The sequence below is a fragment of the Natribaculum luteum genome, assembly GCF_023008545.1.
GTDB lineage: Archaea > Halobacteriota > Halobacteria > Halobacteriales > Natrialbaceae > Natribaculum > Natribaculum luteum.
In genome coordinates this window covers 2,417,274-2,435,535 of record NZ_CP095397.1, presented here as the reverse complement: position 1 = coordinate 2,435,535, position 18,262 = coordinate 2,417,274, and the positions used below count along the sequence as shown (strand labels likewise).

The following is an 18,262-nucleotide window of genomic DNA, read 5'->3' as shown; positions in this document are numbered from 1 at the left end:
CTGGTCGACCTTTCCCTCCGACCTTATTAATCCTTGCTACTATCCTCGAGTTCGTGCAAAACTTGCACGGCTCTGTGGCGGCGAACTTGTACTGGCGTGCCGGAGATGACTGCCCTCGCGTTTATGCGCGTGGTCGTAGTGGATGGCCTATGTCGATCGAAAGCGTCGATCCTGCGACTGGGGAGGTCCTCGACAGGTACGAGTCGGAGTCGGCAGACGAACGGGACGACCTGCTCGAGCGGGCGAGCGAGACGTTCGCGGAGTGGCGCGACGTCGATGTCGTCGAGCGATGTCGACTGCTCGAGAACGCGGCCGACGTGCTCCGGGAGAACGTCGACGAATACGCCGAGTTGATGACCGCGGAGATGGGCAAGCCGATCGCACAGAGCCGCTCGGAGGTAGAGAAGTGCGCGTGGGTCTGCTCGTACTACGCCGAACACGCCCCCGAGTTCCTCGCGGACGAGGTCGTCGCCGGCGAGTCCGACGCCCGGACGGTCGTCGCCTACCAGCCGCTGGGCTCCGTGCTCGCGATCATGCCCTGGAACTTCCCGTTCTGGCAGGTGTTTCGCTTCGCCGCGCCGAACCTCGCGGCGGGTAACGTCGGGGTGCTGAAACACGCCTCGAACGTCCCCGGCTGTGCGCGGGCCATCGAGGACGTCTTCGCGGAGGCGGGCTTCCCCGACGGGGCGTTCACCAGCCTGCTCGTCGGCTCGAGCGAGGTCGCCGAGATCATCGAGGACGAGCGGATCGCCGCCGTCACGCTCACCGGCAGCAGCGGTGCGGGCCGGTCGGTCGCACAGACGGCGGGAAGTGAACTGAAGAAAACCGTCCTCGAACTGGGCGGCAGCGACCCCTTCGTCGTCCTCGAGGACGCGCCGATGGAGCGGACGGTCGAGAAAGCGGCGCAGGCTCGTCTGCTCAACTCCGGGCAGTCCTGTATCGCCGCAAAGCGCTTTATCGTGGTCGAGGACGTCTACGACGAGTTCGTCGAACGGTTCGTCGAGGAACTGGACGCCTGGACGGTGGGCGATCCGACGGACGAAGAGACGGGAATCGGCCCGCAGGCCCGCGAGGACCTGATGGAAGACCTCGCAGAGCAGGTCGACGAGACGGTCGAACAGGGGGCCGAGGTCGAACTCGGCGGCGAGCCGATGGACCGCGAGGGCGCGTTCTACCCGCCGACGGTGCTGACCGAGATCCCCGAGGGCTCGCCGGCCGACACAGAGGAACTGTTCGGCCCCGTCGCCTCGGTCTTCCGCGTCGCCGACGAAGACGAAGCGCTCGAGACGGCGAACGACACCCGCTTCGGGCTGGGCGCGAGCGTCTGGACCGAGGACGTAGCGCGCGGCGAGGCGTTCGCCCGCGGGTTCGAGGCTGGCTGTTGTTTCGTCAACGAGATCGTCAAGTCCGACCCGCGGCTGCCCTTCGGCGGCGTCAAGGAGTCGGGCTACGGTCGAGAACTCGCCCACCACGGCATCCGGGAGTTCGTGAACGCGAAGACCATCTGGGTCCAGCACGGTGCCGGCGAGGACGAGGGACTGGTCGAGTAGGGCCCTGTCGGAACCGGCCGTGTTTTCATGCTCGAGTGCCCACCTCCTCACATGAGCGATGGCGACAGCGGGGCACACCAGACGTCCCCGATCGAAGACGACAGGGTGGTCGACCCGTGACTGCGGCGGACGGACCCGCCGGAGACGCGGCGGATATGGACCTCGAGTGGCTCTCGCTCGACGACGACGAGGAACTGCTCTGGGCCAGCGGTCCCGACCGGCGGACGCTCATCCCGGCGTTCGCCATCGGCATCCCCCTCTCGATCGTGCTGGTCGGGATCTTCATCATCGTCGGCGAGTACCTCCGGGTCACGAACACCAACTACGTCGTCACGAACCGCGCGCTCTACCGAAAGTCGGGCGTGCTCTCGAGGGACGTCAAACGCATCGACTTCGGGAAGGTCCAGAACATCTCCTACGCCCAGACCGCGCTTGGCAACCAGTTCGGGTACGGCACCGTCGAGATCAGCACAGCGGGCGGCTCCGGCGTCGAGATGGCGTTCAAGTCGGCCCCCGACCCGCAAGACGTCCAGCAGCTCATCAGCGAGCGGATCAAACGGGAGCGACGGGATGGAGACGACGAACGGACGAAAGACGACGTCCTCGAGGAGATTCTGACGGAGTTGCGGGCGATCCGTGCGGCCGTCGCCGACGAACGGCCGGCCGAAGCGGAGCCGCAAGTGGACGACGAACCGCGCCGACGATGACCGATCGAACGCCCGTAACCGACGATGCGGCGCTCGAGTCGACCGTCGAGACGCCGGCGTGGCTCACGCTCGGCGACGACGAGGCGATTCGCTGGGACGGTCGCCCGCGAATCCAGTCGTCGTATCCCTGGCTCGCGATCGGCGTCCTCGGCGTCGTCGTGGCGGGACTCGCGATCGGGATGGACGGCGTCCCGATCGTCGTCGCCGCGATCGGGCCGATCGCACTCGTCCCCGCTGGCTGGGGGTATCTCAGCGTCGCCCGGACCGCGTTCGTCGTCACCACCGAGTCGGCGTACGTGCGAACCGGTGTCCTCGGAACGCGCGTGACGACCGCCACACTCGAGCGGGTCCAGAACAGTTCGTTCGAACAGCACGCCCTGGGGCGGCTCGTCGGCTACGGCACGATCACTGTCGATACTGCAGGCGGCGACGGTGAGGAACTCCGGTTCTGGAACGTGGAGAACCCACAGACCGTCCGAGCGCTGATCGACGAACACGTCGACCGCGCTCGGGGCGGGACGGTACCGGGGACGCTCGAGCAGTGGGAGGCAGTGCTCACGGAGGTTCGGGGGTGGCGCGAGCGCGTCGAGGACGGTTGAAGCGATAGTACAGAATCTGTATCTATTTACTATCGAATTCGAATCGAATGGTAATTGGTGCCACAGCAGGAGGAACGATTTAAACGAGTCGTCCGTCGTCGCCGCCATGGGCAGTCTCTTCCCCGAAACGATCGAGACGGATCGGCTGCGACTCGAGGCGATCCACGACGTCGTCGATCCGCTCGAGTACTACGAGATCTGTTCGGCCGATCCGGACATCGACGAGGTCACGACGTACCTCACGTGGGATCCACACGAAACGCCGAAGGAGACGCTCGAGTTTCTCGAGACGGTCGCCGAAAAATACGAGAACGGCGACGGTGGCTCGTACCTGATCCGACCGCGAGAGGGCGAAGACGGTGCTGGTGAGATCGCCGGCGACGCCGGGTTCGACGTCGACTGGGACCGACAGACGATGACACTCGGCGTCTGGCTGCGCAAGCGGTTCTGGGGTCGGGGGTACTCCGGCGAGCGCGCCGCCGCGCTGATGTATCTCGCGTTCGAACGGCTCGATCTCGAACTGGTCGCCGTCACTGCCCACGTCGACAACGAGAAGTCGAACAGGGCGATCGAGCGATACACCGAGGCACACGGCGGCGGTCGAGATGGCCTGCTTCGCAACTGGCGAGTGCAAGACGGCGACCCGGTCGACTGCTACCGGTACAGCGTCTCGCGAGAGGAGTGGCGTGCGAACCCGACGGACGTGAGCGTCGCCGTCCACGACTGAACGATGACCGACCTGTTTCCAGAGCACGTCGAGACGGATCGTCTCCACCTCGAGCGGCTGTCGACGGAGACTGTCGACGTCGACGAGTACTACGAGATCTGTTCGGCCGACCCGGACATCGACGAGGTCACCGCGTTCACGCCCTGGGATTCCCACGAGACACCCGACGAGACCGTCGCGTTCCTCGAGTCGCGAGAGACGGCGTGGGCGGACGCGACGGCGGCGGAGTACGTGATTCGCCCACGGGCAGGCGAGGCCGGTGCAGGCGAAATCGCGGGCGCGTGCGGTCTCGGAATCGACTGGGAGCGACGGACTGGCGAACTCGGCATCTGGCTACGCAAGCGGTTCTGGGGCCGTGGCTACTCGGGCGAGCGCGCCGGGGCGCTCCTGGAACTCGCGTTCGAACGGCTCGACCTCGAGTGTATCGTCGTGCTCGTCCGAGTCGACAACGACCGGTCGCTCCGCGCTGTCGAACGCTACGTCGATCGGTTCGGCGGAAGCCGCGACTGCGTGTGCAGAAACGAACTGCTCACGGCTACTGGCGAACCGGTCGACGCCGTCAGGTACGCGATCACACGCGACGCGTACGCGGACGCCGACGATCAGGTCAGCGTCACGATGGCGTAGAGGTTGATCCCGACGGCGACCAGCCAGGGAACGGCGAGCGCTGCGGGGACGATCGGTCGCGCTTCTCTGGGCAAGAACCGCCAGCACACGAGGCCGACGCCGACCGCGAACGCCTTCAGCGCGAGCATCCCCAGCAGTCCCCACCCGTCGATCGCACTTCGAGCGAGCGGATTCGACTCGACCAGCCCGAGGTGCAACCCGACGAACGTGGTCGCCACGTCACCGACCAGCGAGAACGCGACGGCAGCCCAGAGCGCCCGCTCGAGGCCACCCATCTCGTCGAGTCCGCGATTTAGCTGTCGGTGCCAGTGCGTGCCGTCGACGCTCATACGCTCCCGACCGGGGTCGAACCGGTCCTGCCCAGCGCGAGGAGTGCGACAGGCTACCGGCAGTACCGATATTGTTATGTCACGCGTAGTGACTCGAGTGTGCTCGTACGGTCGGCGTACCCTCGACGACGTGGCGTACAGGCCGTCCCTACCGGGCGCGAGTCGGTCGTTTTCCGGCGGCGGTCTGCTCGACGACAGTCAATTTTCAGGTCCAAACGAGCGAGAGGACACTCGAGGCGCAGAGACAGAGAGGAAAGGGGAGAGACGGCGAATTGCGTGTCGGGAGTGAATTCGCGCCTCCGTGGTCACCAGCACGGAGACAGGAGTCGTTCGGAGCGTTGACACACCAGCGTTCGGGTTAACGTGTACAGCTATTATGTTGATTCACGATTCGCGCTGGTCGGCGAGGCCGCTGACGTCCTCGGTCGAGAGCGCGAACCCCCGTAGCTGGCTCTGCGGATCGGCCTCCGAGAACAGGCTCGGGTACCAGGCGTTGTCCTCGATGGCGTCGACGAGTTCGTCCCACTCGTCGTCGTCGACCTCGCGGAGTGGGCCTCTGACGACGATGCTCTCCCAGCCGAACTTCCCGGATACGTCGTAGCTCACCAGACACGCCCGATCGGTCGCCTCGGCGAATCGGGCCTTCTCGCTGTCGGCCGCGTAGCCGAGGAAGACGAAGTAGACGACGTCGTCCGCGTAGCCAAACGAGATCGGCACCGAGTACGCCTCGCCGTCGCTCGCGAGCGAAAGAACACCGGTCCCCTGTTCGCGGAGGTGTTCGTCGCACTCCTCGCGACTCAGCGCTTTTTCCTGCCCGGTGAATGCGGGAGTCATAGCTACCGATAACACGTACGCCGGCGGTCCGAAAAAAACTACGGGTAGACTCGAGTGAAACGTCCAGTAAAGCCCTCGAAACGACCGATCGTCCGGTATTCGTAACAGTCATCGATCCGAACAGAACGTCGCGATAGCGAGGCGGACCGCCCGCAGCGAGCAGCAGTTATCAAGGGCGGTGAATGCAGGCACAACTATCTTTCACACCGGAGCAGTCTACACGGACGACTCGACCGAGCCCAGCGGAACGTGCCAGCAGCGTCGGGCGAACGCCGCCGACTCGTCTGATCGGTTCGTCTCTCGAGGGCCAGCAATTCGCTCGTCCGACGGCGCCGCAGCGTCGACGACCGCCCTCTGATCACTCGAGAACAATGTCAGGAAAGAAAACAATCGTCCAGCGGCTCGCGACGCTTCGCGAGCGGTTGGAGTCCGGAATGGATCGACGCGAGTTCCTCCGGACGGCCGTCAACGCCGGCTACGCGGTCGGGATGGCACAGTTGCTCGGCGTCGACGACTTCCTCGCGGTCGACGACGGGACGGTCCCCATCGTGACCGCCCTCGTCAGATCGGACCCCGACGATCCGCGGTCGATCGAGGAGCGAACGACGACCGTTCCCGCCGAGTGGTACGCCACGGTCTCGAAGGCGTTCGAGCTCCACGACAGTATCGCCCAGGCCTCGATCACCGGCTACCTCGGAAGCGCGGTCGTCCCCGGTGACCATCGATCCGGCGAGGCGACCATCTCCGTCAACGTCTCCGTGGAGGACCTGGGTCGGACGAGGGCGGTCCTCGAGCGCATCCTCGGAGACGTCGCCTACAACGTCGAATCGATCGAAGAGGTCGAAGAGTTGGACGAAGACAGGGAACGGATCGATCCGACGTTCATCAGCGACGTCGGCGACGTCGACGACTACCGTGTCCCCGGTGGCGTCGGCTGCCAGGCAGAGATCGGGATGGCGACGCTCACACCCGCGCTCTACCACCCGCAAAACGATCAGACGTTCTTCGCGACAGCTCGCCACGCCTACGGAAAGAGTGGCGACGTCCGGGGCGGAGAGCTCGCACTCCCGTTCGAGGACGGGACGCAAGTCGACCTCGGCCGCGTCCGCCACGACCACCCCGTCGAAGACATCGTCGCCGTCGAACCCACAGGAGAGTACCTCCCAGACAGCGCGGTCGAGGGGTCGGTGTCGGAGCGCGTCCGGGGACAGTTCACGCGCTTTGGCCTGGCCGACCTCGCCGCAAGAGGCGAACCACTCCAGAAGGTCTCCGCGCTGACGGGCCACACGACCGGAGACATCGAAGGAATCGACGCGATCACCTGCCTCACGGGCGACGTCTGCCGTCGCGGACAGCTCCGCTGGGGTAACGAAGAGGACATGGCGGACGGCGACAGTGGCTCCGTGAGCTACCACCCGGACCCCGACGCGCCGGAGGAGGGCGTCCTCGTCGCCGGACTGAACAACGCACGAACGTGGTGGCCGGGCCAGAGCTACATCTGGGGAACCGCCGCCTACCAGCTAACCGAGCAGTACGGCTATCACTTCTGACCGTGAACAGACCAAAGACGTCCGACCGACGACCCGAGAGACCGCCGACGAATGACTGACGACCGCGAGACCGACCGGGAACCGAATCGCGCGAGCCCCTGGCGAGCCGCCGTCAGAAACTCGTGGCGACTCCTCCTCGACCTCGCTGTCGTCGGGCTCTGGGTCCTCCTGGTGACGCTCGTCGCCCTCTCGGCCGGACTCTCGCGCGTACAGTTCTACGGGCTGGTGTTCCTGGGCGTCGTCGCCTACGTGCAGGTGACCTCGGGATGGGAACGGCTCGGACGGGGGTGATCGAGGGCTACGTCGCCGACTGGTCGCGGTCGGTAGCGATCGCTAGCTCGAGGACGAAACTCGACGACGAGACGATGTCGCCGATGCCGACCGTACCCGCGGGGTCGTCGACGACGCGATTGGGACAGGCGACGACCGTCGGCGTACAGAGGACGCCGTCGTCGGCCGACTCGTCGACGTGATCTGCCAGGAGTTCGATCGCCTCGCGACCGGGCGTCGACGGCTCGTACTCGAGTCCCGTCTCGAGGTCGTCGGGCCTCGTGATCTCCCCGCGTGCCGCCTTGGTCGCGGCGTTGACGGCGGCGAACTCGAGTCCTCGTCTGACCGCTTCCGGAGGGTGGTAGGAGTCCATCACGGCGAGGTGGTACTCCATCGCGTGAAGTTGGATGCTGTCGACGCCGAGTTCCTCCCGGAGCGCGGCGAGCATTCGATAGTGGGTGAGGATCTCGTTCGCCTCGAACGGCGTCTCTTCCGTCGGTTTCTCGCCCGTCACCTCGAGCCCCGCGTCGTCGTGGAGCATGTTGAGTTCGTGTACGTCCACGCCGACGACGTTCGCCTCCGGCAGAATCCACTCGTACATGCTCGCTCTGAGGTCGTCGTCTTGCGTCACGGCGTACTCGACGTGCACGTCGAGGTCGCCACCGGATCGAAGCCGGCGGATGACGTCCCGCGCGTGACGGTGTGTCTCTTCGTACCCCTCCTCGACGTGGTCGGGGGTGAGGTTGTGATAGCCCGCGAGCAACGCGCCGTCGACGACCGCACCGACCTGATCGATGGTCTCGTCGAGGTCACCGGCGTGTAGGTCGAACGCCGCCGGTCTCGAGGCGGCGATGAACCGGGTGTCCGCCGCGGCACGCACGCCGAAGAGTTCGTCTCCGGTCCGGAACTCGAACACCCAGTTGATCTTGGTTCGGTCTGCGTTGGTGAACTCCTCGAGGGGAACGTAACGCACCTGCCCGTCCTCGACGATGGGGTACCGGACCGTGTCGGGATGGTCGAACATCGACCGCTGGCGCTTCGAGACCATGTACGTGAACGTGATCGGCGTTGCCCCGAGCGAGGTCAGCAGGTTCGTCATGATCCCCGCCTGGCCGCCCATCTGCTGGTCGTCCGGCATCAACTCCGACTCGAGCGTGGTGGCGAAGTCGTCCGTCATCGCTGCCTCGTCGCCGTGGCCGGCTGCCATCGTGTGAGTGATCGCCGTCGCGAGGTCGCGTTTCGAGTCCAGCGGACTCGGCGGCGGCTTCGTCCCGGGTTCGGACGGCCGCTCCAGGAACGACTCGAGTTCCTCGTCGACCCGGACGATCGCGTCGACGTTTGCGTTGTACGCGACGAACACCGGAAGGCCCGAAAGCGCCTCGATGGCTGACTCGAGCCGCGTGCGTGCCTCGCCCATCTCGTCGACCACTCCCAGCCCCAGCGGGTTAATGGTGTGCCACGCGTCGGTCGTGATCGGGCCTCGATCGGTCTCGCGATCGCAAGCCGGTGCGAGTGACCGCGTTATACCCGAGGCTGTGGGAGTCAGGACGGATTCACCCGGACGTACGCGTGTACACAGGCGACCGTTCGACGGACTCGACTCGATTCGATCCGGAACGACGGACTCGGCCGACGGGAGCGATCGCCGTCACCGATATCGGCGATCCGGACCTGCCGCCGGTCGTCACGTCACGGCGACTCGGCGCTGACGGGGACGCAAAACACCGGGACGTCGGCCTGACGAACGACGTTCTCCGTGGCGCTCCCCAGGAACCACTGTCCGATCCCCGTCCTGCCGTGGGTGCCCATGACGATCAGGTCGACGTCGTGGTCGGTCGCGGACGCGAGGATCACGTCCGTCGGCGGGCCAGTCTCGATCGATCCGGAGGCGTCCACGTCCGCATCGTCGGCGCGCTTCCGGACGGACTCGACCGCCGCTTCCGCCCGCGCCTCGAGCGCCTCGGGGACCTCGTCCGTGTCTCCGACCGCCGAAAAGGGACTCGTATCGAGGGCAGACAGCGCGTGAACAGTCGACTCGAGGCGCGCTGCGAGGGCGATCCCCCACTCGGCCGCGATCTCGGCCCCATCGCTGCCGTCCGTCGGCAGGAGGACCCGGTCGAACGCCACGTCGTCGATCGCGGGTGCGTCCGCGTTCGGAGGAACCGCGAGGACGGGCGTCCGGGCGGTCCGGAGGACGTTCTCGGTGACGCTGCCGAGCAGGATCCGGTCGACCCCGGTCCTTCCCTTCGTTCCCATGACGACGATGTCGATCTCGCGTCGGTTGGCGTACTCCCTGATCGACTGAAACGGGGTGCCGCGCCTGACTGCAGTCGTGACGTCGATCGCCTCGTCGTGATCGCGAACCATTCTCGCGACCGTCTCGACCGCCTCGTCCGCCCGCGCCTCGAGCGACGAGAGCAGTTCGTCGTCGTACTCGGGCGGCCGGTGCCCGACCTCGACGACCGAGAGGACGTGCACGTCGGCGCCGATCTGCGACGCGAGTGCGATCCCGCGTCTCGCCCCCGAGAGGGCTCCGTCGCTGTCGTCCGTCGGTATCAGCACCCGCTCGATGAGCCGGCTCATAGGTATCCCCTCACCCTCTCGGCGGATAATGGTGTAGGGAGTGTCAAAAGTCAATCAGTAATGCGGATGGTTCGCAACGGTCACGAACCGCGGCCCAGCACCTCGACGAAGACGGCGAGCAACTCGGCGAGCTGTCGCGGGAGCAGGAAGTGCTCGCGGACGTGCTCGCGAGCGTTCGCGCCGAACGTCGTCCGGCGCTCGTCGTCCTCGAGGAGCTGTACGACGCGGTCCGCGGCGGTCGATACGTCGTCCGGCTCGACGAGGTACCCGTTCTGGCCGTCTTCGATCTGCAGCGGAATTCCGCCCACGTTCGAGCCGACCACCGGGGTGCGCTTCCAGAGTGCCTCCGAGACGACGAGGCCGAACCCCTCGCGGAGTGACTTCTGGACGACGACGTCCGATCGGCGCTGCAGGACGTTCACCGCCTCGTCAGGCAGTTCGGTCAGCACGTGCACGTTCGGATCGTCGACCGTCTCCTCGGCGACCCGTTCGTACAGCTCCAGCCCCTCTGGATCGTCGCCGGCCATCGCGCCGACCAGCGCCAGCTGGAGGTCCGGAATCGACTCGCGGGCGCGACGGTAGATCTCTACGGTGCCGAACTGGTCTTTCCACGGATCGAAGCGCGACACCTGCGTCACGAGCGGTGCGTCGAACGAGAGGGGGTCAAGCCGGTCGCACTCGGCCGTGACCGTCGCCTCGTCGAGCGACCGGTTCTTCGCCGTCAGCGGGTCGATCGACGGGTGGATGACGTGCTTCGTCGGACCGTCGATCGCGTCCCCGTACGCCGCCCGGCTGAAGATCGCGCGATCGACCCGTTCGGCGTCGTCGGCGACGAACGTCAGGTACTCCTCGACCGGGTCGGTGAGGTCGATGTGACAGCGCCAGACGATCTCCGCCTCCGGCATCGCCTCGCGCACCGACTCGATCATGCCAAGCGGTTGCGGATCGTGGACCACGACGACGTCGTACGTCCCCTCGAGTTCGGCCGCGTTGCGCTCGTTCACGTCGCGATAGGTCGCCACCATCTCCTCGGTCAGCGGCGACCCGCTCCCCTGGAGCCCGTTGTGGATCGCCTTCGTCACCTCGAAGAAGTCGTCGCCGGCGTCCATCACGAGCCAGTTGTCGTCGAGGCCGAGGTCGCGACAGAGGGGCACGATCGACCGGAGCAGTTCCGCGACGCCGCCGCCGGTCGCGGTCGAGTTGACGTGGAGGATGCGGGCGTCTCCAATCGTCGCGGCGAGTTTTCGGAGCCGCTCGAGCCGTTCGCTCTCCGTCACGGCCGCGTACGCCTCGATCGATCGGTCCGGAAGCGGGGGCGGGTGCATCGTCGGTACCCGGACGTACCACGACGGGACTGGTATCAGTTGTGGGGTGGAACTCGCCCGCCCAATTTATGGCCGCGCTCGTGGTCGAATCGCCGAATCGATGAGCGAACCCGAATTCGTCCAGTGGCTGGAAGACTGCAGCGGCGAGGACGCGGGCGTCGTCGGCGGCAAGAGTGCGAACCTCGGCGAACTCGCGAGCCTCGACGTGCCAGTGCTACCGGGCTTTACGACGACCGCGTCGGCCTACGAGTACTACGTCGAAGAGACTGGGATCGGGGAGGCGATCGCCGACGAACTCGAGGGGCTCGACGTCGACGACGTCTCCGACCTCCAGCGACGGGGCGAGCGAATCAGGCGGACGATCTCCGAGGCCACGATGCCCGAGGAGCTGGCGTCGGCGATCGTCGGCCGCTACGACGCGCTGTCGTCGCGCCTCGAGCTCGACGACCCCGAAGTCGCCGTACGCAGCTCCGCGACAGCCGAGGACCTCCCGGAGGCCTCCTTCGCCGGCCAGCAGGAGACGTTTCTCAACGTCGCCGGCGAGACCGAACTGCTCGAGTCGATCAAACACTGCTTCGCGTCGCTGTTTACCGACCGGGCGATCGCCTACCGCGAGAACAACGACTTCGACCACTTCGCGGTCAAACTCGCCGTCGCAGTCCAGAAGATGGGGCGGGCGGACCTGGCGACCTCGGGCGTGCTCTTCACCCTCGATCCGGACACCGGCTTCGACGAGGTCGTCACGATCGAGGCGGCCTACGGGTTCGGCGAACCGATCGTCCAGGGGGTGGTCGACCCCGACCGGTACGTCGTCTTCAAACCGACGACCGGCATCGTCGAAAAACAACTCGGCGGGAAAACACAGCGAATGGTTCGTCGGAACGGCGGAACCAAACTCGAGTCGGTGCCGGAGGAACTGCGTGAGGAGTTCGCGCTCACCGACGACCAGATCCGGGAGCTGGCGACGTACGCGACGCGCATCGAGGAGCATTTCGGAACGCCACAGGACGTCGAGTGGCTCGTCGACGGCGACCTCGAAGAGCTGTTCGTCGTGCAGGCCAGGCCGGAGACGGTACACGGTGCTGCGGAGAACGTCATCCGGACGTACAGCCTCGAGGAGTCGGGGGAAGAACTGCTCACCGGCGTCGCGATCGGGAACGCCGTGGCGACCGGCTCCGTCCGGGTTCTCGAAGATCACCGGCAGATGAACCAGGTTCGAGAGGGGGACGTGCTCGTCACCGAGATGACCGACCCGGACTGGGTTCCGGTCATGAAGAAAGCGAGCGCCATCGTCACCGACAGGGGCGGCAAAACGTCCCACGCCGCGATCGTCTCCCGGGAACTGGGCGTTCCCGCGATCGTTCGCACCGGGAACGCGACCGACGCACTGTCCGATGGGGACGCCGTGACGGTCGACTGCTCGACGGACACCGGCCGGGTGTACGAGGGCACCCTCGAGTTCGAGGTCAGCGAGGAGGTGGTAGACGAGATTCCCGAGACCGACACCGACGTCAAGCTGATCCTGGGTGACCCCGGCCGCGCGTTTTCGCTCGCCAATCTCCCAGTCGACGGCGTCGGGCTGGCCCGCGAGGAGTTCATCGTCACCTCCCACGTCGGTTTCCACCCGCTCGAGTTGCTCGAGCGCGGCGAGGAAGCCCAGTTCATCGACGCGTTACGAACCGGCATCGCAAAGATCGGCGCCGCGTTCTACCCCGACGATGTCATCGTCCGGTTCAGCGACTTCAAAACCGACGAGTACCGCAACCTCGAGGGCGGCTGGAAGTACGAACCCGAGGAGGCCAACCCCATGCTCGGCTGGCGCGGGGCCTCGCGGTACTACGACGACGAGTTTCGAGCGGCGTTTCGCCTCGAGTGTGAGGCAATCAGGCAGGTTCGCGAGGACGTTGGATTAGACAACGTCATCGTGATGGTTCCGTTCTGTCGCACGATCGAGGAAGGCAAGCGCGTCCTCGAACTGCTCGAGGAGTTCGGCCTCTCGCGCGACGACACGGACGTCTACGTGATGGCGGAACTACCCGCGAATATCGTCCTCGCGGATCGGTTCGCGGCGCTGTTCGACGGCTTCTCGATCGGCTCGAACGACCTAACCCAGCTGACACTCGGCGTCGATCGGAACTCGGAGCAACTGGCCCCGCTGTTCGACGAGACCGACGAGGCCGTGACCCGATCGATCACCTCGATGATCGAGGAGGCACACCGACACGACCGGCCGGTCGGGATCTGTGGCGACGCCCCGTCGACGATCCCCGAGTACACCGAGTTCCTGCTCGAGGCCGACGTCGACTCGATCTCCGTCTCGCCGGACGTCGCCGTCGAGACGATTCTGGAAGTGGCAAAACGAGAATCGGAATCGTAACGGGCTCGGCCGAACGCCTACTCGAGTGTGGTCTCGAGTCGGTCGATCAACCCGGCGTTGCCGACGTGGACCGGAACCCGGTCGTGGAGGTCGTCCGGTTCGACCTCGAGGATCGACCGCGTGCCGTCAGAGGAGCCCCCGCCGGCGGACTCGAGGACGTACGCGATCGGGTTCCCCTCGAACTGCAGGCGGAGTTTGCCCCGAGGGCTGTCCTCGAGGGCGGGGTAGGCGAAGATCCCGCCGTAGGTAAGCACCTGGTTGACGTCGCCGATCATCGCCCCGCCGTAGCGGAGTTTGAGTTCGGGATCGGATTCGATCTCGCGGACGTACGCCTCGAAGTCGTCCGGCCAGTCGGGGACGCGTCCGCCGAAGCCGTAGATGAGGGGGTCATCGGGGAGGCTCACGTCCGTCTCGACGACGGTGCGCTCGCCGCCGGTGAGTTCGTACTTCGTGACCGTCCCGTCGCGGGCGTACGCCATCGTCGTGATCGGGCCGTAGAGCACGTAGCCCGCCGCAACGAGAGCGGTTCCCGGAGCGGGGAGGGGCTCGTCGTAGATCCCGAACACCGTCCCCATCGTGTTGTTCGATTTGAGGTTCGAAGAGCCGTCGAGTGGGTCGGCGGCGACGTAGAGGTTCCCGTCGCCGACGTGAGATTTTTCGACCCGCTCCTCGCTTGCGTACTCGGCTACGCCCTCGATCGCTGCCAGCCGCTCGGCGAGCAACTCGTCGGCGAAGACGTCTGCTTCCGCCTGGGTCTCGCCGCTGGGGTTCTCCTCGTCGACCTTTCCCCGCCGGCCGACCAGTCCCTGACGGATTTCGGTGGCCGAGCGGCTGATGACGTCGACGATTTCCTCGACGGCGTCGTTCATTCCTCGAGTGCGGCGTCGGCGGTCTCGCCCTCGTAGATGACCTGCTCGAGTGCGTCGAGGATCGGCTCGGGATCCTCGCGCTGCCAGACGTTACGGCCGACTGCGAGTCCCTTCCCACCGGCGTTCATGACGGCTTCGACCGTCGAGACGAAGTCGTAGTCGGAGGTCTTCGAGCCGCCGCTCATGACGACTTTCATGTCACCGGCGCAGTCGACGGCGTGTTCCATCGCCTCCGGGCTGCCGGGATACTTGACCTTCGCGATGTCCGCACCAAGTTCGAGGGCGATCCGGGTCGCATACGAGATGGTGCTTGGCTTGGTGTCGTTTTTCAGCCCCTGTCCACGCGGGTACGACCACATGACGACGGGGAGGTCGTACTCGCGGGCTTTCTCCTGAATCCGGCGGAACTCCTCGAACATCTCGACCTCGTGGTTCGAGCCGCTATAGACGGTGAAACCGACGGCGTCGGCTCCGATTTCGGCGGCGTAGTCGACCGAGCAGTTGACCGCCGAGTCGGGTTCGCCCATCCACAGGTTCGAGGTGCCGTTGAGTTTGAGCAGGAGGTTGACGTCGTCCTCGTAGCTTGGGTAGTAGCCCTCCGCGATCCCCTTCTGGACGGCCATGCAGGTGACGGCGTCGTGGGTCGCCGTCTCGAAGACCGTCGCGGGGTCGAGTTTCTCCGGGACCTCCTCGAAGTCTACGGGGCCGTGCTCGAGTCCGTGATCCATCGCCAGAATGAGTGACTTCCCGTCTCGAACGATCGGAGAGTCGTCGATTGGAATCATCTGGTGAAAGGTCCAACAGGGCCGTATAAATCTTTGATGGTCGGAACTGGAGAAAATATACTCTCTCGTGTAGTAAAAACCCTCTACCTGCCGAAAGCGCGGGCGAGGTGTGAGAACACAGGACAGGAAAATCGAGCAGAGATCGTGGGAACTGAACCGATCGGCGCCCCATCGAAGCCGCGTTCGAGACGGACCGGCGTCGGTCGTCAGTCCTCGAGGAGTTCGCGCGCGTTATGTCGCCACGTCCGAACGTGGAGGACGTTCAGGTCGAGGGCGTCCGCGACCTCGCCGGCGTCGATGGTCGCGAGCCGCTCTGCGGAGACGATCCCGGCGTCGGCGAGTCGCTCGGCTTTTGCCGGACTGATCCCCGTGACCGCCGTCACCGGCGTCGGCCGTGGCCACGGCCGTTCGGACGGCTCCTCGAACGTGGTGTCGACGGCACGCGACCGAGCGCCCTCGAACGCCTGCCAGGTCTCGTCTGCGCTCGCGGCGATCCACTCCCGTTCTCGCTGCCCGAGACCACGAACTTCGCTCGAGCGACGGTCGAGGTCGCCGTCCGTCTCGAACGACCACGGCAGGGAGAACCGCCGCCGGAGCGACGCGGCTACTGACTCGTCGACGCCGGCGTCCAGTAAGGTTCGATAGGAACACTCCTTGTTCTCGACCGCTGCCGGATCGATACCCGCCTGCTCGAGCGCCTCGCGCTCCGCTTCGTCGACGATTGCGATGGCGTCTGCCGGTTCTTCGACGACGTTTTGTTCACTCACACCAGTCACCGAACTGTCCGTAACTCAAACCGCTACACCTTGAATGTTATCCTCTGTCGGCATCGATTAATTATCGATACTTCAACATTATAGAATTTTTTCGGCCGTGGTAATTCGACGACGGCGGCGAGATAGAATGGGGCGACGGCGAGCCGGTCGATCGCATCGGCACGCTTACGGCCGGGTGACGTGAACTGCTGGTATGGTCCGCGAGAGCATCGACCGAATCGGCGTCGTCGGCGCAGGAACGATGGGCAGCGGCATCGCACAGGTCGCCGCGACGAACGGCTACGAGGTCGTCATGCGCGACATCGAGGAGGAGTTCGTACAGAGCGGCTTCGAGTCGATCGAGGACAGTCTCGACCGACTCGCCGGGAAGGACGCGCTCGAGGACGACCCCGAGACGATCCGCGAGCGCATCGAGGGGACGACCGATCTCGAGGCGCTGGCCGACTGCGACGCGGTCGTCGAGGCGGCCGTCGAGAACGTGGACGTCAAAAAGGAAATCTTCGCGGACCTCGAGGAGTTCGTCGCCGAGGACGTGCTGCTCGCGACGAACACGAGTACGCTCTCGATCACGTCGATCGCCGCGGCCACCGGCACGCCCGAGCGAGTCGTCGGTCTCCACTTCATGAACCCGGTGCCGATTATGGAGGGCGTCGAGATCGTCGTCGGCGAGAAAACGGACGCGGAGACGGTCGGGCTCGCACACGACCTGGCCGAGGACCTCGAGAAGACGACCTGGGAGGCAGACGACAAACCCGGCTTCGTCACCAACCGCATCCTGATGCCCTGGCTCAACGAGGGCATTCGGGCCTACGACGAGGGCGTCGCCACGAAGGAGGACATCGACGCGGGGATGGAACTCGGCACGAACGTCCCGATGGGGCCGCTGACGCTGGCCGATCACATCGGCCTCGACGTCTGTCTGCACGCCTCCGAGACGCTCTACGAGGAACTCGGCGACCGCTACAAGCCGGCGTACCTCTTGAAGCGGAAGGTCGAGGCGGGCGAACTCGGCAAGAAGACAGGGAAGGGCTTCTACGAGTACGACTGATCGCGCCGCTCGAGCGGGACGTCTCATAATGATGGCTGTGACTGGGTATCGACGCAACCGCAAGACGGTTCGCGGTTGCGGCGGTAACGACTCACAGCTATCGTTATCACTCGCCGATCTGTCGTCGCGAAAGAGCTTTCACACGATTCCCCGGCGCTCGTGGCCGCCAGCGCGGGCTACCCGCTGTGGGCGCTCGGACGACGCCTCGCCGCGAAAAGTCGATAGGATGACTCCGGACGAACCCGTCGCCGCGATCAGCTTTCGTGGAGGGGACGCTGTGCCATCGTCGTCCGCAGGTCCTCGAGTCCCGACCGCGAGACGCCCGTCTCGAACTGCTGGAGCAACGTGTACACCTCCGCGCGCGACACTTTGACGTTCCCCGTCTCGACGACGTCTTCCGGACGCTCGCGCAGTTCGCGGAGCGTACCGACTGCGAGCAGGTACGGAATGGCCCACGCAGAGAGCGTGTTGCCGCGGTGTTCGGGGAGCACCTCGAGATAGCGCTGGGCGTCGTCGAGGTAGCTCTCGGCCCGGCCCGTGACCCGCCGAACGACGTTGGTCACGCCGCTGTGGTTGTCCTCGTCGACGACGCGGTCGACGTCGACGTCCTCCTCGGCGAGCCACTCGGCGGGGAGGTAGACGTTGTTCTCCTCGCGGTAGTCGCTCTCGACGTCCTTGGCGATGTTGACGAGCTGGAGGAGCAGCGCGAACGAACGGGCGTTGTCCCGCAGTTCGCTCGCCCGTTCGGGCGAGGCGCCGCGAGCCACCAGACCCGTAATGAGCGTCCCCACCGTTCCGGCGGCGTACCAGCAGTACTCCTCGAGTTCGTCCAGGGTCTGCAGGCGAAGGCCGCCTTCCTCAGCGTAGCGGTCGGTGAACATCGCCATTCCGTCGACGAGTTCGCGGACGGGGTCGCGCATGATCTCGCGGGGTTCGTCGTCGAGTGCCTCGAACGCGCGGAGGACCCGCGGCGTCTGGGCGACGACCTCCCAGTCGTCGTTTCGCTCCTCGGGGAGCCACGGCTCGACGTCGGCGACGAACGTCTCGACGGCGAGGGGATCATCGGGATCGAGCAGCCTGTTGTACGTCGAGAGGAGTTCGGTCTGCGTTTCGGGCGGGATGTGGCCCGCATCCTCGATCGTGTCGGCGATTCGACAGAGGAGATACCCCAGACAGATATGTCTCGCCATGGGCTCCTCGAGTCGGTCGACCGTGATCGAGAAGGTCCGAGAGACGCCGTGAACCGCCTCGTAGCACCACTCAAGATCGGCGTTGGTTGTGGATTCGGTCTGGCCCGTTGTCATCT

General features: G+C 65.7%; 17 protein-coding genes and 1 pseudogene. 9 read left to right on the top strand and 9 right to left on the bottom strand.

What is annotated here, in order from left to right; genetic code table 11:
* Positions 1-149: 149 nt before the first annotated feature.
* The 5 genes from MU558_RS12520 to MU558_RS12500 all read left to right on the top strand — a co-directional run bounded on the left by MU558_RS12520 (position 150) and on the right by MU558_RS12500 (position 4,210).
* Positions 150-1,550, top strand: a complete 1,401-nt coding sequence (locus MU558_RS12520; RefSeq protein ID WP_246966607.1) for an NAD-dependent succinate-semialdehyde dehydrogenase — start codon at positions 150-152, stop codon at positions 1,548-1,550.
* A gap of 116 nt (positions 1,551-1,666) precedes the next feature.
* Positions 1,667-2,257, top strand: a complete 591-nt coding sequence (locus MU558_RS12515; RefSeq protein WP_377071375.1) for a PH domain-containing protein — start codon at positions 1,667-1,669, stop codon at positions 2,255-2,257.
* Positions 2,254-2,856: a PH domain-containing protein gene (locus MU558_RS12510; RefSeq protein ID WP_246966606.1), complete on the top strand. Its 603-nt coding sequence runs from the start codon at positions 2,254-2,256 to the stop codon at positions 2,854-2,856. The genes MU558_RS12515 and MU558_RS12510 overlap by 4 nt, the downstream gene beginning before the upstream one ends.
* A gap of 106 nt (positions 2,857-2,962) precedes the next feature.
* On the top strand, positions 2,963-3,583 hold the full coding sequence (locus MU558_RS12505) for a GNAT family N-acetyltransferase (protein ID WP_246966605.1): 621 nt from the start codon (positions 2,963-2,965) through the stop codon (positions 3,581-3,583).
* A gap of 12 nt (positions 3,584-3,595) precedes the next feature.
* The gene (locus tag MU558_RS12500) at positions 3,596-4,210 is read left to right on the top strand and encodes a GNAT family N-acetyltransferase (protein ID WP_377071376.1); all 615 of its coding nucleotides are present in this window, start codon (positions 3,596-3,598) and stop codon (positions 4,208-4,210) included.
* On the opposite strand, the gene MU558_RS12495 is transcribed toward MU558_RS12500, so the two are convergent.
* Together MU558_RS12495 and MU558_RS12490 are read right to left on the bottom strand one after the other, a co-directional pair.
* Positions 4,186-4,539 carry a DUF5658 family protein gene (locus MU558_RS12495; protein WP_377071374.1) on the bottom strand — a complete coding sequence of 118 codons (354 nt, stop codon included), beginning with the start codon at positions 4,537-4,539 and terminating at the stop codon, positions 4,186-4,188. The two genes, MU558_RS12500 and MU558_RS12495, sit on opposite strands and share 25 nt — an antisense overlap.
* Before the next feature lie 384 nt (positions 4,540-4,923).
* On the bottom strand, positions 4,924-5,373 hold the full coding sequence (locus tag MU558_RS12490; protein WP_246966603.1) for a pyridoxamine 5'-phosphate oxidase family protein: 450 nt from the start codon (positions 5,371-5,373) through the stop codon (positions 4,924-4,926).
* A 371-nt stretch (positions 5,374-5,744) separates the two neighbouring features.
* On the opposite strand from MU558_RS12490, the gene MU558_RS12485 reads away from it, so the two are divergent.
* Together MU558_RS12485 and MU558_RS12480 are read left to right on the top strand one after the other, a co-directional pair.
* Entirely contained in the window at positions 5,745-6,923 is a 1,179-nt protein-coding gene (locus MU558_RS12485; RefSeq protein ID WP_246966602.1) for a hypothetical protein, read from the top strand.
* Between the two features lie 51 nt (positions 6,924-6,974).
* Entirely contained in the window at positions 6,975-7,214 is a 240-nt protein-coding gene (locus MU558_RS12480; RefSeq protein WP_246966601.1) for a DUF8119 family protein, read from the top strand.
* A gap of 7 nt (positions 7,215-7,221) precedes the next feature.
* Here MU558_RS12480 and MU558_RS12475 read toward each other — a convergent pair whose 3' ends face one another.
* The 3 genes from MU558_RS12475 to MU558_RS12465 form a co-directional block, all read right to left on the bottom strand.
* Positions 7,222-8,610 carry an ADP-dependent glucokinase/phosphofructokinase gene (locus tag MU558_RS12475; protein ID WP_246966600.1) on the bottom strand — a complete coding sequence of 463 codons (1,389 nt, stop codon included), beginning with the start codon at positions 8,608-8,610 and terminating at the stop codon, positions 7,222-7,224.
* A 272-nt stretch (positions 8,611-8,882) separates the two neighbouring features.
* Positions 8,883-9,776, bottom strand: coding sequence for a universal stress protein (locus tag MU558_RS12470; protein WP_246966599.1), 894 nt, complete (start codon positions 9,774-9,776; stop codon positions 8,883-8,885).
* Between the two features lie 80 nt (positions 9,777-9,856).
* The gene (locus MU558_RS12465) at positions 9,857-11,101 is read right to left on the bottom strand and encodes a glycosyltransferase (RefSeq protein WP_246966598.1); all 1,245 of its coding nucleotides are present in this window, start codon (positions 11,099-11,101) and stop codon (positions 9,857-9,859) included.
* Positions 11,102-11,201: 100 nt separating this feature from the next.
* On the opposite strand from MU558_RS12465, the gene ppsA reads away from it, so the two are divergent.
* Positions 11,202-13,478 carry a pyruvate, water dikinase gene (ppsA, locus tag MU558_RS12460; protein ID WP_246966597.1) on the top strand — a complete coding sequence of 759 codons (2,277 nt, stop codon included), beginning with the start codon at positions 11,202-11,204 and terminating at the stop codon, positions 13,476-13,478.
* Between the two features lie 17 nt (positions 13,479-13,495).
* Here the strand turns inward: ppsA and MU558_RS12455 are convergent, their stop codons facing one another.
* The 3 genes and pseudogenes from MU558_RS12455 to MU558_RS12445 form a co-directional block, all read right to left on the bottom strand.
* A complete protein-coding gene (locus tag MU558_RS12455) occupies positions 13,496-14,347 on the bottom strand; it encodes a class 1 fructose-bisphosphatase (protein WP_246966596.1) in 852 nt (283 codons plus the stop codon).
* Positions 14,344-15,132, bottom strand: coding sequence for a class I fructose-bisphosphate aldolase (locus tag MU558_RS12450; protein ID WP_246966595.1), 789 nt, complete (start codon positions 15,130-15,132; stop codon positions 14,344-14,346). The genes MU558_RS12455 and MU558_RS12450 overlap by 4 nt, the downstream gene beginning before the upstream one ends.
* 206 nt (positions 15,133-15,338) lie before the next feature.
* Positions 15,339-15,848 (bottom strand): annotated as a pseudogene (locus MU558_RS12445) (DUF7409 domain-containing protein); the annotation flags it as partial.
* Between the two features lie 253 nt (positions 15,849-16,101).
* Here MU558_RS12445 and MU558_RS12440 point away from each other — a divergent pair.
* On the top strand, positions 16,102-16,956 hold the full coding sequence (locus MU558_RS12440; protein WP_246966594.1) for a 3-hydroxyacyl-CoA dehydrogenase family protein: 855 nt from the start codon (positions 16,102-16,104) through the stop codon (positions 16,954-16,956).
* 254 nt (positions 16,957-17,210) lie between these two features.
* Here MU558_RS12440 and MU558_RS12435 read toward each other — a convergent pair whose 3' ends face one another.
* Positions 17,211-18,260, bottom strand: coding sequence for a phytoene/squalene synthase family protein (locus MU558_RS12435; RefSeq protein ID WP_246966593.1), 1,050 nt, complete (start codon positions 18,258-18,260; stop codon positions 17,211-17,213).
* Positions 18,261-18,262: the final 2 nt, after the last annotated feature.